Source organism: Variovorax sp. PBL-E5, assembly GCF_901827185.1.
Taxonomy (GTDB): domain Bacteria; phylum Pseudomonadota; class Gammaproteobacteria; order Burkholderiales; family Burkholderiaceae_C; genus Variovorax.
Window position 1 is genome coordinate 1 of the sequence record NZ_LR594673.1, and the last position, 14533, is coordinate 14533.

At 64.6% G+C, this 14533-nt stretch carries 13 protein-coding genes and 1 pseudogene; 12 read left to right on the forward strand and 2 right to left on the reverse strand.

Annotation, left to right across the window (positions count from 1 at the left end):
• The 7 genes and pseudogenes from WDLP6_RS31850 to WDLP6_RS31880 all read left to right on the forward strand — a co-directional run.
• Positions 1 to 1236, forward strand: a 1236-nt coding sequence (locus tag WDLP6_RS31850; RefSeq protein WP_162595296.1) for an AAA family ATPase, incomplete at its 5' end; no start/stop codon positions are given.
• Positions 1237 to 1668: 432 nt separating this feature from the next.
• Complete coding sequence (locus WDLP6_RS31855; RefSeq protein ID WP_232077627.1) at positions 1669 to 2553, forward strand: ParB/RepB/Spo0J family partition protein; 885 nt, start codon at positions 1669 to 1671, stop codon at positions 2551 to 2553.
• Between the two features lie 151 nt (positions 2554 to 2704).
• Positions 2705 to 2998: a FitA-like ribbon-helix-helix domain-containing protein gene (locus tag WDLP6_RS31860; protein WP_162571159.1), complete on the forward strand. Its 294-nt coding sequence runs from the start codon at positions 2705 to 2707 to the stop codon at positions 2996 to 2998.
• Positions 2995 to 3411 (forward strand): type II toxin-antitoxin system VapC family toxin, encoded by a 417-nt coding sequence (locus WDLP6_RS31865; RefSeq protein ID WP_162595298.1) that lies wholly within the window; start codon positions 2995 to 2997, stop codon positions 3409 to 3411. The genes WDLP6_RS31860 and WDLP6_RS31865 overlap by 4 nt, the downstream gene beginning before the upstream one ends.
• A gap of 329 nt (positions 3412 to 3740) precedes the next feature.
• Positions 3741 to 4163, forward strand: a complete 423-nt coding sequence (locus WDLP6_RS35265) for a hypothetical protein (RefSeq protein ID WP_232077629.1) — start codon at positions 3741 to 3743, stop codon at positions 4161 to 4163.
• Positions 4160 to 6016, forward strand: a complete 1857-nt coding sequence (locus WDLP6_RS31875) for a phage integrase family protein (protein ID WP_162595787.1) — start codon at positions 4160 to 4162, stop codon at positions 6014 to 6016. Before WDLP6_RS35265 ends, WDLP6_RS31875 begins: the two co-directional genes overlap by 4 nt.
• A gap of 113 nt (positions 6017 to 6129) precedes the next feature.
• Positions 6130 to 6300 (forward strand): annotated as a pseudogene (locus WDLP6_RS31880) (leucine zipper domain-containing protein); the annotation flags it as partial.
• Between the two features lie 271 nt (positions 6301 to 6571).
• Here the strand turns inward: WDLP6_RS31880 and WDLP6_RS31885 are convergent.
• Positions 6572 to 7504 carry a LysR substrate-binding domain-containing protein gene (locus WDLP6_RS31885; protein WP_162595299.1) on the reverse strand — a complete coding sequence of 311 codons (933 nt, stop codon included), beginning with the start codon at positions 7502 to 7504 and terminating at the stop codon, positions 6572 to 6574.
• Positions 7505 to 7629: 125 nt separating this feature from the next.
• On the opposite strand from WDLP6_RS31885, the gene WDLP6_RS31890 reads away from it, so the two are divergent.
• From WDLP6_RS31890 to WDLP6_RS31910, 5 genes are all read left to right on the forward strand, one after another.
• Entirely contained in the window at positions 7630 to 8655 is a 1026-nt protein-coding gene (locus tag WDLP6_RS31890; RefSeq protein ID WP_162595300.1) for a dipeptidase, read from the forward strand.
• A gap of 20 nt (positions 8656 to 8675) precedes the next feature.
• Positions 8676 to 9425 carry an alpha/beta fold hydrolase gene (locus tag WDLP6_RS31895; protein WP_162595301.1) on the forward strand — a complete coding sequence of 250 codons (750 nt, stop codon included), beginning with the start codon at positions 8676 to 8678 and terminating at the stop codon, positions 9423 to 9425.
• Entirely contained in the window at positions 9370 to 10149 is a 780-nt protein-coding gene (locus tag WDLP6_RS31900; RefSeq protein WP_162595302.1) for a transporter substrate-binding domain-containing protein, read from the forward strand. Before WDLP6_RS31895 ends, WDLP6_RS31900 begins: the two co-directional genes overlap by 56 nt.
• Positions 10150 to 10324: 175 nt before the next feature.
• Complete coding sequence (locus tag WDLP6_RS31905) at positions 10325 to 11287, forward strand: IS110 family transposase (RefSeq protein WP_162595303.1); 963 nt, start codon at positions 10325 to 10327, stop codon at positions 11285 to 11287.
• 303 nt (positions 11288 to 11590) lie between these two features.
• Positions 11591 to 12949, forward strand: coding sequence for an MFS transporter (locus WDLP6_RS31910; RefSeq protein ID WP_162595304.1), 1359 nt, complete (start codon positions 11591 to 11593; stop codon positions 12947 to 12949).
• Positions 12950 to 13603: 654 nt separating this feature from the next.
• Here WDLP6_RS31910 and WDLP6_RS31915 read toward each other — a convergent pair.
• Positions 13604 to 14419 carry an IclR family transcriptional regulator gene (locus tag WDLP6_RS31915; RefSeq protein ID WP_162595305.1) on the reverse strand — a complete coding sequence of 272 codons (816 nt, stop codon included), beginning with the start codon at positions 14417 to 14419 and terminating at the stop codon, positions 13604 to 13606.
• Between the last annotated feature and the right edge of the window lie 114 nt (positions 14420 to 14533).

Below are 14533 nucleotides of genomic sequence, written 5' to 3' on the forward strand. Positions count from 1 at the left end.
ATGTCAGTTCCCATCCCGCAGGTCGGTGGAAACCTGGTTTCCACGAGCACTCAGATCCGACCGCGCCAGACGATCAACATGCAGAAGATCGCGGCGTTGGCGACACGCGCAGGATCGATGGTCGAGCAGATCCGTGGCATGCTGCTCGCCCCTGAGGCACGCAAGATTCCACCCGTCTATTCGACGGCGCAGCTGGCCGCGCTGTGCGGAGTCGACAAGGCACATGTGGCGTATCGCATCACCAAGGACGATCTTCCCCCCGGGCGCCTGACCCCCTCGGGCGGCAAGCGAACTTTTGGACTGAACGAATTGCGCCGGTGGACGAAGACATACCGGGGCGAGAAGATGCGACCGGCCGGGAGGAAGGCGATCACCATTGCAGTCGGTAACTTCAAGGGTGGTGTGGCCAAGACCACCACCGCGATGGTGCTCGCCCAGGGCCTCAGTCTGCGCGGTCACCGGGTGTTGGCGATCGACACCGATCCGCAGGGCTCGTTGACCACACTTCACGGCTTGCTGCCCGAGGCCGAGGTGACGGAAGACATGACGATTGGGCCGCTCTGCGATGGCACGGAAAACGACATCCGGTATGCGATCCGATCGACCTACTGGGACGGGATTGACCTGGTGGCGGCGGCGCCCTTCCTGTTCTCCGCTGAGTTCGCCCTCCCCGCCCGCCAGATGCAGCAACCCGGAGCAAAATTCTGGGATGTCCTAAACGAAGGGCTGGAGTCTGTGCGCGACTTGTACGACGTGATCGTCATTGACACGCCCCCTTCCTTGTCCTACGTGACGATCAATGCCTTATGGGCCGCCAACGGCATCGTGGTGCCGGTTCCGCCATCCGGACTGGACTTCGCTTCGTCCGCGCAGTTCTGGTCGCTCTTAGCCGATTTGGGCGGCAATTTGGATGGCCAAAGCAAGGATCGCGAGGGCAAGGCTTTCGATTTCCTGCATGTCCTGCTCAGCCGCGTGGACGCCGCAGACCCAGCGATGCCGGCAGTTCGGCAGTGGATCCAGGCCACGTACGGTGAGTACACGCTGCCCGTGGAGATCCCGAAGACCAGCGTGACCAGCAACAAGGCGGCGGAATTTGCGACCGTCTACGACGTGCAGAAATACGAGGGCGCTGCCAAAACCTATAAGCGCGCCGTCGACGCCTACGATTCCTTTGTGGAACTCGTTGAGCAGTCCGTGGTCGGCGCGTGGGCAGTGCAGGGCAGGACTCCACAGTGAAAGGCGTCTTTGCTCAATGCCTGATCGAGGAACGTGGAAACCTGGTTTCCAGCGCAGCCGGCGCTCATGGCTGTAAGAATAGCGCGATGCTGGAAACCTGGTTTCCACCGCCTCTGATCTCCTGCGTTCGCCCGATCGCCGCGCGGCAACGCTTGGACCGGGTGGCTCCGAAGCCCCGCACGAGCCTCATCCGTCCTACGCCAAAAGGGGCAAGCATTGCCCAAAGGAGTATCCATCATGGCTAGTACTCGCAAGCGGCTCGAGACACTGACTGCCGGTCTGACCTTGCCCGAGGCGACCGTGGCCTCGACTTCGGAGCGCTCTACCCCAACAATTTCCCACTTGCCACCTCTGGCAAGTGCAGCCGTGGAAACCAGGTTTCCACCGGCAGTCGGAGGATCGACGGGACCGCGTACCGGTCCCGGTCAAATGATGGCCTTCCGAGGCCAAATCCAGCACGCCGAGAGCGAGATGGCGGCACTGCGAGAAAGGCTGAATCAGTACGAGGGCTCGTTGCCGACGCGGAAGATGGATCCGAAGTCGATTCGACCGAGCCGCTGGGCGAATCGGCATGGCGCCTCGTTCGCAACCAGTGAATTCGCAGGCCTAAAGGCGGATATCGAGCACGCCGGTGGAAATGTCCAGCCGATCCTGGTGCGGCCGCTGAAAGACGAGGCCGGTCAGTTCGAGATCGTTTTTGGCCATCGCCGGCATCGAGCCGCTCTCGAGCTCGGAATCCCTGTTTTGACATCCATATGGGTCGAAGAAATGGGGGATGCGGCGCTCTTCGCGGCCATGGATAGGGAGAACCGCGAGCGCGCCGATCTGTCGAATTACGAGCAAGGATTGATGTACCAGCGAGCGCTGGAGGAGCAGCTTTTCCCAACACAGCGCCAGCTCGCCGAGGCCTTAGGCGTGAGTCACACATGGGTGCGCAAGGCGTTGCTGGTCGCACAGCTGCCGCCTGCCGTTGTGGCGTGTTTTCGCAGCCCTTTGGAGATCAGCTTTCGGCATGCGGAGCAGATCAACACGGCCATGGAGAAGGATCGTCGCGGGGTGCTGAAGCGCGTCGAAAAGCTTCGCGGCCACAGCTTGGCCCCGGCGATGGTGGTGGCCAGGCTGCTCGACGAGAAACCGGGCTTTGAACGCGCGGAAAAGCTCGACGTCGAGGCCGAAGGTCGGACGCTCGGTAGTCTGGTGCGAGCAAAGAACGGCGGGATCACGATCGCGCTCCTACCCGATGTACTCTCGAACTCCAACCAGCAAGTTTTGGAGGCTGCGATTGGCAATGCGCTGCGCAGAGTCCAGACGATGTGAAGCCGAAGCGGGGAGAGAGGAGCAAATGTGAGAGCCATTGGGATTTAACCGCCACTAGACGGTCCACCACTAGCAGCTGCGCCCTCGGAAGTTTGCTATCGAGTCAGAAAATAGCTATCATAACGATATCGTTCTTAAAGGAGTGATAGCAATGCCCACCTTGATCATCCGAAACCTTCCCGAGGAGGCGCATCTCGCGCTCAAAGTCATGGCGGCGAATCAGGCGGGCAGAGCGGCGCGCGGGAGTGTCGAAGGTGTGGCTCGCCGTCTTCTGGTAGAAGCGACCCAGCCGAAGGGACCAGGACTCGGCACCCGGTTCGCACGTATCAACGCCGAGCTCGCTGCAGATCTCGCCGCGGCTGGCGAGGAGGCCTATACCGACGCGGAAGTCGACGCGCTGTTCAAGCGCTCGGACGAGGTCAGTCAACCAGCGAACTTTGAATGATCGTTCTCGATACCAACGTGCTCTCGGAACCAAGCAAGAGCGTGGTCAACCCCGTGGTCATGGAGTGGCTGGAGCGACAACAAATTGACGGCCTCTATACGACGTCAGTCAACGCAATGGAGCTGCTCGAAGGGATAGGGCGCCTGCCTGAAGGTGCGCGCAAGCGCTCCCTCGAGTCGGCCAACGGCAAGGTGCTCAACGAGTTGGAAGGGCGCATTCTCCCTTTTGATGTCGCAGCCGCCGAAGCCTACGCCGACCTCATGAACTCGACGCGCCGCAACGGGTTGAGTGTCAGAGTCGCCGATTGCATGATTGCCGCCGTGGCCTCAATCCACGGCTTCGTGGTGGCAACCGGCGACGACGCTCCCTTCAAGGCGATGGGCCTGAAGGTGATCAACCCGTGGACGGCCTGAAAACCCCAGTGCCACGGCCAGTGCGCGTCTGAAGCCGCAGTTCTGGTCCCTTTTCTCGGACTTGATCGAGACGATGCTGGAAGGCCGCTGCCAGACCAAGAGCTTCGATTTCATTCGGTGCAGTTATGCAAGCCAAGTCAATTGATAGTGAATGCAAACTTCTGTTCTGAGACGCAAGAGGGGCCATGGATATTCGCTGATTCGTCAAACTCGCGCTCCATTCGTGTGCAGGAGGGCTCAATCGCCAGTAACCAGAGCTTAAAAAATCTCTAATGAAATCAAAGGCTTGAAAAGGCCTTCTCGAGAAATGCCGCCAGCGGCATCGAAAAATGGCATTGATGATAATAATGCCTATCTTCCGTCTAATCCGGTCACCTGCGATTCCGCTCCTCGAAGAGGAGGAGGGCAGTGCCATCTCCACTGCCGCACCCTTTTTGATGCATCCGCCCAAACGTCCAGCTTCTAATCGGTTTACCGTCACAGCCATGGCCGCCGTGCCGACCCCACAGCAACTCGGCCACCTCGATGATGAGGAGCTCGAGCGCCTGGCTGTGTCCTGGCGCACTCTGGCGCTTCGCGGCGACCGCGAGGCCAACGGGGTCGCCCATGCCCTCGAAGTCGAGCGGCGCCGACGGATGCGGGCGAGCCAGCTGGCGCAACTGCCGCCGCAGCCGCTGGCAACACCGCGGCCTTGGTGGAAATTCTGGGGATCCCCGGCCGACAAGGACCGCGACCCGCCGTGGCCGACATGAGGAAAAAAGCGCTTCCACGCAAGTTGCACAGCGGGCACTTCGCCTTCATGAGGGCCCTGGCCCAAGGCCTCAACGAGCGCGCGAGCTGGGACCGGTACCTGCGGCTCGAAGGTGAGCACACGGATCTGCGGACGGTCCGAAAAACGATCGCCTGGATCCGCGACGAATTCGCGGCCGCGGCCAGGCGTGAGAACAAGCCGGGCACCGCCCGGCTGATCCTGCTGGACCCGGATCGGATCAAGTCGGCGCCCAAGCAACCGACGCTGGCCGAGTTCGCCCAAGCGCAGGGCATGGAGGATTTTTCGGAAACCGAGCAGCTTGAAGCCTACGAAGAGGCCTATCCGCCCAGTGCGAGAGGAGGTAGTGGAGGGCAGGGCAGGGGCGGGCAGGGCGCTTCGGCCCAGCCCGCGCGCCGCGCCCGCGTCATCGAGCGCCAGCTCGAAGCGCTGCGCTGGTTGCAAGGCCTCATGGCGCAGGATCCGCGACCGGGCGACCGCGTGGGGGCGTGGCTGAATCCTTCGCTGGCCCGCCGCCTCGAGCGCGCCGACGTCCCGACACTCGCGATGCTCGTCGAACGCATCAACGGCATCGGCGCACGCTGGTGGGTGCAGGTGCCGGGCGTGGGGGCGCTCAAGGGCTCACGAATCCTCGAGTGGCTTCATGCGAACGAGGCCGTGCTGGGGCTGCGGGTCGGGAAGCACGTGGACCAGCCGCGTGCGCAACTGTCGCCGGCTACCCTGGCCGACGTCGTGCCAGCAGCCACCGCCATCCGCCCTTTCGAGAAATTCCTGCTGCCGGCCGATCTGGATGGCCGTGCGGGGCGCTTTCGTGCGCCAATCGAGAAATGTCTCATCTTGGCCCGCAATGACCACGAGGCGATCGGCGTCTGGCTGGCTTCGAAGCAGCCGGGACGTATCAATGGCGAACTTTCGCCGACGCAGCGGGCGTATCGCAAGGAGGCGGAGCGGCTGCTGCTGTGGGCGATCCTTGAACGGCAGAAGGCGTTGTCATCGTTGACGGTGGGGGATGTGGCTGACTACAAATCTTTTCTCGCAGATCCGCCGGCGACCTGGTGCGGGCCGCGCCATTGCCAGCGCTGGTCGCCCCTGTGGCGGCCGCTCGAGGGGCCCTTGGCCCCGGCCGCGCTGCGGCATTCGCTGACCATCCTGAGGAGCCTGTTTGCTTTCCTCATGGGTCAGGGCTACGTGACGGGGAATCCGTTTGCGGGCGTGACGTTGCCGTCAAACCAGCAGAGGCCGCTGGGCTCGAGCCGGACCCTGACCTTCGCCCAGTGGGACCACGTCGACGCGTTGTTGAAAAACCATGTCGACACGGAAGCCGAGCGGCGGCTTCGGCGCGGCATGCGCTGGCTCTACGCGACAGGGCTGCGCCTGGCCGAGATCACGCGCGCGAGGTGCCAGGACCTGGAGCAAGTCGACTACAAGACCGCCGATGGATTGATGGCGACCGGCTGGCTGCTATCGGTGGTCGGCAAGGGCGGCCGCAGCCGGCAGGTGCCGGTGCCGACCGAACTGGTCGACGAGCTTGGCGATGAGCTGGCGCGGCATGGCTTCGAGCGCCAAGTCGGCGCCGTGGGCAACCAGGGCATCCATGTGCTGGCGCGCTTTGACTCAGAGCGCGAGCGGCCGGTGCCGTGGTCGGCTTCGGGTCTCTATCAGGCGATCAAGGCGTTCCTGGCGCGGGCCGCGGACGGCCTCGAGGGGGTCGATGCGCAGCAGCTTCGAAAGGCCAGCACGCACTGGCTGCGCCACTGTATCCCGCGCCCGACTATCTCCAGTTTTCGGCCGACGACGCCACCGCACACGGAAGTCGCCCAAGTTCACCGGACATAGTCCTGGCAACTCTAGATGTGAAGCTTCAATAGGTTGTATCCGGTGTTCATCCGGATTGGGTTTGAGAGACTGGAAGTCGCCAAACACCCAATCCATTCAGGACGCCCAACCGGATGAACACCCATAAGCATGCCCGACTTACTTTTGCCCGCCGAATCGAGATGGTCAAACAGATGACCTTGGAAGGCCTTGATGCCGTGCAAGCGGCAGCCGCGCACGGCGTCACTGCGCCAACGGCCAGGAAGTGGCTCGGTCGCTATCTGGCCGGCGGCGAAGCCCAGCTCCGTCGTCCACCGACATTCCGTACTACCAACTGTGGAAAGAGGAATGGAAGAAGCTGGATTTCGCGGGCATCAAGAAGACCTGGCTAAAAGAGTGATCTTCCATTTCTGGACGGTTCGGTCGGACAACCGCGATCAGTCTGAAGGAAACGCTCCTTCTACGTCCCAAAATTTGACGGATCATGGCCAGGCTGAATCCTGCCGGCCGCGATCAATTGCGGCACCTCAGGTTTCCGGCGCAAGCAGCCGCCGGCTCTGCCATCCCAATCAAAGGTTAACGTCGTCGACGCGCCGCCAATGATTTCGCCAACAGGGCGGACCGCTGCCGCACGAGTGCGACGAAGCGCTCGGCAATCGGCGTCAGGGGCGTGCCCGCGAGCGTGATCAGCCCGAGGCGCAAAGGACGGATCGCGTCTTCGATCGGCAGCGGCCGGATCCTGTCCGGCCAGCCGGTGTACAGCGGCGGCGGCAGGAGCGCCAGCAGGTCGCTCGAGGTGACGCTGGCCAGTACCAGCGTGATCGCGTCCGCGTGCACCGCGATCGTCGGCGCCGGCATTCCGTGCTGGATATAGAGTTCCTCGAGCGTCGAGCGCTTGTTGTGGGTTGCCGCGCCGACCACCCACCTGGCGCTTTGCAATCCTGCGAGCCGCTTGCAACGTTCCAGCGGATGGCCGGCCCTGCCGACCACATGCATCGGGTAGGCCACGAGCTCCTCAAAGTGGAAGGTCTTGTTGGCAGGCTTGCCCAGCGGTATCGGGGCGATGACCAGGTCCAGCGCGCCTTCGCGCAGCGCCATCGACATTTCCTGGAACTGCCCTTCGATGACGCGCAGGTGCGCGTTGGCGTCATAGCGCGCCAGCGGCAGCAGCAGCGGCGCCAGGATCTCGACCGCTGCCAGGGGCGACGCGCCGATCGAGACCGACGCCACGCCGCGACCGCTCAGCTGCGCGATCTCGTCCTCGGCACGCCGAATCTGGTTGTCGATGATCTTGGCGTGCACCAGCAGTGCACGCCCGATGGGGGTCAATGTCGTGCCATGCGCCGAGCGATTGACCAGGCTCGCGCCGACCTCCCGTTCCAGCTCCGCCACCCGGGCCGTCAGCGCCGGTTGGGTGAGGTTCAGCGCCCGTGCAGCGCCGCGAATGCTGCCTGCCTCGACCAGCGCGATGAGCGTGCTCAGTTGCTGAAACTTCATCCGCATCGCCATTCGAATCGCTTTTGGTGAAAGATTTTCCTGATCGTAATCGCAAATACTTGTCTATCGCTGTACGGAGCTGCCGGCTAGTCTCTGGCCCATCGCGTTCCCGCACACCTGCACCCCAAGGAGACACCGTGAACACCAACCAGAACATCGTCCCGATCGTCAACGCCGTCGGCGCCTCGTGGTTCGAGGACTTGAGCAGCGCCTTCCTGGACGAGTGCATCGGCCTCGGTGTGACCCTGGCCGGCTGCACCGCCAACGACACATGGGACGACACGTTGGAGGCGATGGAAAATCTCCAGACCGTGAAGCGCGTCGTCGAGTCGCACGCCGGTGCGTTCATCGTGCAGGGCCGGGAGGACCTGGCCCGCCTGGGATCTGGCAAGGTCGGCGTGCTGCTTGGCCTGCAGAATCCCAAGCCCTTCAGCGACAGCATCAACTTCCTCGAGGCCTTCATCGACATGGGCCTGCGCTGCAGCACCCTGGCCTTCCGCGAGAACAGCTACTACGGCTGCGGCTTCTCGTCGCCCCAGGATTCCGGCTTGAGCCAGATCGGCCACCAGGCGGTGCGGGTGCTGAACCGGCGCGGTGTCGTGCTCGACCTGTCCCATGTCGGCGACAAGACGGCCATGGACGCGGTCGCGCTGTCGGAGCATCCGGCCATCTTCTCGCACTCGATGGCGCGCGAGCTGATGGTCCAGGGCCCCAAGGTCGAATGGGCCGGCGTGAAGAACAGTGCCATCCGGCGCGCCGCCCCCGATGAGGTGATCATCGCCGCGGCAGCCAAGGGCGGCGTCATCTGCCCGGATGCCCGCATCGCCGGCAGCATGCCCCATCTGATGAAGCACATCGACTACCTGGTCAAACTGGTGGGCGTCGACCACGTGGGTGTCTGCGCCCAGGACGACTGGCACCGATCGGCCAAGGATGCGCGACGCATCCAGCCCTACCTGCCAGGCTACGACTCGGTGGCGGGCAAGGGCGCGCGCGAATTCGGCGCCGACTACCGCATCTATCGCATGGAAGACCAGTTGGGACCGCAGGCACTCGCGGCCGATTTCCTCGGCGCCGAACTGCGCAGCCGCTATGTCGAGGCCGACGCGCAGAAGATCCTCGGCGGCAACCTGCTGCGCGTGCTCGACACCGTGCTTCGCTAGGCGGCGGGAACGTGGTTGCCATGCAGAACCTGCTTGCCCCGCTGGCCGATTGCGAGGTCCGCTATCTCGTCGGCGGCCAGGGGCCGTCGCTGCTCTGCCTGCATCCTGCGAGTGGCGTGCGCATCACGCCGGCATTGGAAGAGCTGATGCAGAGCTTCACCATCTACTTGCCGACGCTGCCCGGGTTCGACGGCACGGCGCCGCCGCGGGTCGCGGCCACGGTCCCGCTGCTCGGCCGCTGGATCGGCGAGTTCATCGACACGGTGATCGGCGGGCCGGTCCGGGTGGCCGGACATTCCTTCGGCGGCTGGGTCGCGAGCTGGCTCGCGGTCCAGCGTCCGGCACTCGTCGGATCGCTCGTGCTGCAGTGTCCCGCGGGCTTCTGGCCGCCGGACATGCCCCGGCCTGCAGCCGACCCGGCCACCCAACTGGCCCGGACCTACGCCCATCCCGAGCGCCGCCGCGCCGAGACCAAGTCGGACGAGGTCATCGCCGCCAATCGCCGGCTGGCTGTCGAGTACGGTGCCTGCTTGGCGTGCGATGACGCGCTGGTCGCGCGCCTGGCCCAGCTCGAACTGCCGGTGCTGCTGTTGCACGGGCGCCAGGACGGCGTCGTGCCGATGGAGAGCGCGCGGCGGGTGCAGGAGGCGATTCCGCACGCCCGGCTCGTTTGGGTGGACGACGCGGCTCACAACATCGAAGTGGACCAACCCGATGTCTACACAAGACTTGTCAAGCAATTCCTCCTCGCCGACGCGCGGCCTGCCTGAGGTGGCCGGGCGACAACTGGCGCCGGACGGTGTCCTGCGCGCCGCGCTCAATCTCAGCAACTTCCTGCTGGTGTCCGGCCGGTCGGAAGCCGGCGAATGGCGCGGCGTGGCGCCGGACATGGCGCGTGCGATGGCGAGCGCGCTCGGCGTTGGCGTCGAGTTCATGGCCTGCGACACGCCGGCCGAAGTGGTCCGCGCCGCCGGCAGCGGTGCCTGGACGGTCGCGTTCATCGGCGCCGACCCGGCGCGCGCCGACCGCATCCGCTTCGCCGAGCCCTATGTGGAGATCGAGGCAGGCTACCTGGTGCCGCCGGGATCCACGCTGCGGCATGCCGACGAGGTGGACCGGAAGCCGCATCGGATCGCCGCCTTTCGCGGCAGCGCCTACGCGCTCTGGCTGGCCAGCCACCTGCAACATGCCAGCCTGATGCACGGCGCCACCTTCGACGAGGCCTTCGAGCACTTCAGGCATGGCGGCATCGACGCGCTGGCCAGCCTGGTCCCCAAGCTGCTTTCCGACCAGCAGGCGTGGCCCGGCAGCCGGATTCTGCCGGGGGCATTCATGACGGTGCAGCAGTCGGTGGGCTCGGACGCGCAGCACCCTGAGGGCGCCCTCTTCGTGCAGCAGTTCGTCCGCGATGCCAAGGCCACGGGTCGCGTCGCCGCCCTGATCGAGCAGCACCGGGTGGCCGGACTCAAGGTGCCGCCCTTGCGCGCGCGTTGACTGGCAGCGGCGGCGCGCGCCCCAACAACAACTGGAGATGGTATGGACGCCTCCCCCTCGCTGATCGACCGCGAACTGTGGAGACACAGGTGATGAAGGGGGCCTCGCAGTCAACGGCATCGAGTGCCAAAGTGGAAGTTCTATGCAGCAACCACTTACAGACGGAGGCCCCGAAATGGATCGTACGACGTATGGCTTGGACATTGCAAAGAACGTGATGCAACTGCACTGGGTTGATGGCGAGACGGGTGAGATCGGGCGCAAGAAGCTCGCTCGAGCCAGGCTGGGCGAGTTCTTCGCACAGCGGCAGCCGGCGCGCCAGGTGCGCGCGTTTGTGCGCAGCAACAAGGATGACGCGGCCGATGCACGCGCGATCTGGCTGGCGGCACAGCATTCGGACATTCGTCGGGCACCGGTCAAGACAATCGAGCAGCAAGCGGTGATGTCGCTGCACCGGGCACGGTCGCACTGGGTGAGCGTGCGCACCGCCACGATCAACATGCTGCGCAGCTTGTTGTATGAGTTCGGTGTCGTGCTCCCGGGCGGCAAGAAGGCCGCACTGAAGACGATGGGGGTCAAGCGCGCCGAGATCGACGATCAACTGTCGCCGCTGATGCGCCGGCTGGCTGACCTGCAGCTCGAAACGCTCAAGGAGGTCGAGCGCAGCATCGATCGGCTCGAAGCCGAGATCGCCGGGCAGCAACGCCGGATCGACCAGGCGCGCGTGCTGCGCGAAGTGCCCGGCATCGGCGTGCTCGGTGCGACAGCGCTGGCCGCCACGCTGGGCGATGCGAGCGGCTGGCGCTCGGGGCGCGAGTTCGCAGCCAGCCTGGGGCTGGTTCCTGCGCACAGCGGTACAGGTGGCAAGACTCGCATCGGCCATCTGAGCAAGCGAGGCGACCCCTACCTGAGGACATTGCTCATCCACGGTGCGCGTTCGGTGATTGCGCACGCCAAGGTCATGCCCGTGTGGCTTGAGCAATTGCTGCGACGCCGGCCGCCGAACGTGGCGGTGGTGGCGTTGGCCAACAAGATGGCCCGCACGGCCTGGGCGCTGGTAGCGCACGGTCGGGTGTACCGATCGGAGTGGAAGAGCACTCCGCCAAGTGGCTGCGGCGCGCAAGCGCAGGCAGCTTAGATCAACAACCTGAGACAACAACCGATAGGAGTGGAAGCCGCAAAGAGTGCGTGAGTCGAGTCGATGAAGTGATGGTGGAGCGGTCGGACCGCGGGTCGGGTAAAGCTGAATTTTTGTCCGGGCAAGCCTTGTGCGAAGCCCGTACCGGAGATGAGCACCGACCTTGCGCATGACCATCAAGGCCAGTGGGCGGGCTTCGGTCCGATCTGCACAAACAGGCTGGATATAAGACCGCAGTCATTACCGCCAGCCGGAACTTCAAGAACTCGCTTGCCACACGGGAGGCGTCCATATAAGACAAAAATGGAAGTCAGCGAAAAAACCGACGTTTGCCAGCTGATCGACGATGGCGGGTTCAGTCGCTTCCAGAGGATCGCGCTCCTGCTGTGCGGGCTGAGCGTGCTGATGGACGGCTTCGATGTCCAGGTCATCGGCTTCGTCGCGCCCGCCATCGTGCAGGACTGGAAGATCGACAAGGCCAGTCTGGGACCGGTGTTCGTCGCCGGGCTGGCCGGCCTGCTGGTGGGCTCGCTGCTGCTGAGCATGCTGGCCGACCGCATCGGTCGGCGCCCGGTGCTCATCGGATCGACTTTCTTCTTCGCACTCTGCATGCTCGCGACGGCGCAGGTGCGGACATTGCCGGAGCTGATGCTGCTGCGTTTCGCCACCGGCCTCGGGCTCGGCTCGGTGCTGCCCAACGCCATGGCGCTGGCGGGTGAATACACGCCCCTGCGGCGCCGCGTGACCGTGCTGATGGTCGTCTCGGTGGGGTTCACCGTCGGTGCGGTGCTGGCCGGATTCGTCGCCGCCGCCGTGATGCCGCGCTGGGGCTGGCAGGCCGTCTTCCTCGTCGGTGGCTCGCTGCCGCTGGCGGTCGCGGTCGCCATGGTGTTCCACCTGCCGGAGTCGCTGCAGTTCCTGGTCCTGCGTGGCAGGGATGTCGTTGTCGATCGCTGGCTGCGTCGCATCGATCCCGCGTTCCATCGCTCGGGCGAGGCCGGCTACCGGGTCAACGAACGGGCCGGCAAGGGCGCGCCGGTCAGGCAGCTTTTCACCGATGGCCGTGCGAAGATGACGCTGCTGCTGTGGGGCGTGAACCTGCTCAACCTGCTGAACCTGTATTTCCTGTCCAACTGGCTGCCGACCATCGTGCGCGACGCCGGACTGTCGCTGTCGGATGCCGTGCTCGCGGGAACCGCCCTGCAAGCGGGCGGCGCGGTCGGTGCCGTGCTGCTCGGGCTCGTCATCGACCGGGCCGGCTTCCGGCGGGTGCTGATTCCGTGCTTTGTCGTCGCGGGAATCGCCATCCTGCTGATCGGCCGTCCGGGGATCGAGCTCCTGCAGCTCTTCGCGGCCGTGGTCGTCACGGGCTTCTGCATCGTCGGTGGCCAGTCGGCCATCAATGCGCTGGCTGCCAGCTACTACCCGACCGCGCTGCGATCGACCGGCATCGGCTGGGGCCTCGGTATCGGTCGCTTGGGGTCCATGATCGGACCGATCGTCGGGGCGGAGTTTATTCGCGCGGGACTGCCGAGCAGCACCATCTTCCTGGTGTTGGCAGTGCCCGCGGTCTTGTCGGCGGGCCTGGTCATGGCGATGGGCGGTCCGCGGGCGGGCAGCAACGCCGGCCACGTTGTGGCAGTCCCCAAGGCCGGGCACTAGCGGCAAGTCAAGGCGAGCAGGGCGGGCGGCGGCTTCGCAGCGGGAGCGGGCTGTCGTTGGCCGAGGCTAGACTTCCGAACTCGGCCTGCAGTCATTCGCGCCGCAAGCGTCGATGCCTGCTTCAGCGGCAAGCAGACGTTGGTTCAGTGGCTGTCCTTGGTGGACGGTTGCCTTGTGCGTCGTGAAGCGCCGAGGCTTCCATCGCGTCCGCCACTATGGGCTCCTGGCCAACGGCAATCGCAAGGCCAGGCTGGCACGCATTCGCGAACTGCTGCAGGAACGCCTCCTGCACTTCGAGGACCGAGCCCGATCAAAATGCATGACCCAGCAGGCCTGATCGACTCGGATGGCGATGCGAGCCTTTAACCAGCGGCCATGCCGGTGAAACTCCTCGTCGTTCTCAATGGAACGGGCAGCCTCTTTGAACCAGTCCAGGCTTGGAAAATGGCTCACGTTCGTCTCCCGACATCTTTGAATTTCGATGCCTCGGCAGCGTAGCCGCAGGGCCAGCAGCGGGATAGGGTCGCCGCGATACGCCGGTTCGCATGTTGAACTTCGCTCCTCCGGCCTGCGTGCGCGTAGCGGGTCTTGGCTGGCAGCGACCAACCCCATCACGGGCCGAAAGGCGCCCGGAGGTGGATGGCCGCCCCGGCCTCAGGCAAGAGGGCCGAACGGATAGACGGGGCAGCCCAGCCGTTGCGACAAGGTGCTGGCGGCCCGCATCAGCGGCACCAGCAGCGTCGGCTCTTCCTCCTTGGCCACCATGTGGCTGGGAAAGGTCACGCTCAGCACGCCCACGGCACGGCGCGCGGCGTCGAATACCGGCACGCCGATCGCCGCGAGGTTGGGCGTGTTCTCGCCGCGCGAGACGGCGAAGCCTTGCTGGCGGACTTGGACGATCAGCTGTTGGAATTCGTTGCGGTCGGTCACCGTGCTCTCGGTCATGGCTTCGAGCGGCAACTCGCGCATCAAGGGGGTCGAGATCGCTTCGTCCATGAAGGCCAGGAACACGCGGCCGGCAGAGGTCGAATGCATGCGCAGGTAGGTGCCCATGCGCCACGGTGAATCGAGGAAGAGCGGCCCGCTCACACCGATCAGGTAAACCACCTTGTCACCGTCCAGCACCGACAGCCGCGTGCTGTGTCGAGTTTCCTCGGTGAGCCGGCGCAGCACGCCGAGCGCCTCGCGCGACAGCTGGTCATGGTTAAAGAACTGCGAGCCAAGCACGAAGGATTTCACCGCGATCGAGAAGGTCTGGCTGCCCGGATCCCGCGTCACGAGCCCGGCATCGCAGAGCGCCGCAACGATCTTCGAGGTGTGGCTCATGGTGAGCCCCGTCTTGGTCGCCAATTCGGTGACCGTGTAGCGCGGCTGGCCGCCGGTGAATTCGGTAAGGAGGCGAAGGGCCGAACGCAGCGATTTCATCGCCGTCGGCGCGGTGCTTTCGGTGGTTGGAGAGGGTGTCGCCATGGTCTTGAGGGGGTGGGTGCTCGACCGATTGATTGACGCTGGCATAAGCATAGCATTTTCGCATATGATGATATCCTTACAGGAAACAATATTTCCCAATGGGAACTTATGGAT

Bases quoted from the DNA above. Each gene is read 5' to 3' on its own strand.
- WDLP6_RS31855 (WP_232077627.1), top strand. From the start codon at position 1,669: ATGGCCTTCCGAGGCCAAATCCAGCACGCCGAGAGCGAGATGGCGGCA.
- WDLP6_RS31860 (WP_162571159.1), top strand. From the start codon at position 2,705: ATGCCCACCTTGATCATCCGAAACCTTCCCGAGGAGGCGCATCTCGCG.
- WDLP6_RS31865 (WP_162595298.1), top strand. From the start codon at position 2,995: ATGATCGTTCTCGATACCAACGTGCTCTCGGAACCAAGCAAGAGCGTG.
- WDLP6_RS35265 (WP_232077629.1), top strand. From the start codon at position 3,741: ATGGCATTGATGATAATAATGCCTATCTTCCGTCTAATCCGGTCACCT.
- WDLP6_RS31875 (WP_162595787.1), top strand. From the start codon at position 4,160: ATGAGGAAAAAAGCGCTTCCACGCAAGTTGCACAGCGGGCACTTCGCC.
- WDLP6_RS31885 (WP_162595299.1), bottom strand. From the start codon at position 7,504: ATGGCGATGCGGATGAAGTTTCAGCAACTGAGCACGCTCATCGCGCTG.
- WDLP6_RS31895 (WP_162595301.1), top strand. From the start codon at position 8,676: ATGCAGAACCTGCTTGCCCCGCTGGCCGATTGCGAGGTCCGCTATCTC.
- WDLP6_RS31900 (WP_162595302.1), top strand. From the start codon at position 9,370: ATGTCTACACAAGACTTGTCAAGCAATTCCTCCTCGCCGACGCGCGGC.
- WDLP6_RS31905 (WP_162595303.1), top strand. From the start codon at position 10,325: ATGGATCGTACGACGTATGGCTTGGACATTGCAAAGAACGTGATGCAA.
- WDLP6_RS31910 (WP_162595304.1), top strand. From the start codon at position 11,591: ATGGAAGTCAGCGAAAAAACCGACGTTTGCCAGCTGATCGACGATGGC.
- WDLP6_RS31915 (WP_162595305.1), bottom strand. From the start codon at position 14,419: ATGGCGACACCCTCTCCAACCACCGAAAGCACCGCGCCGACGGCGATG.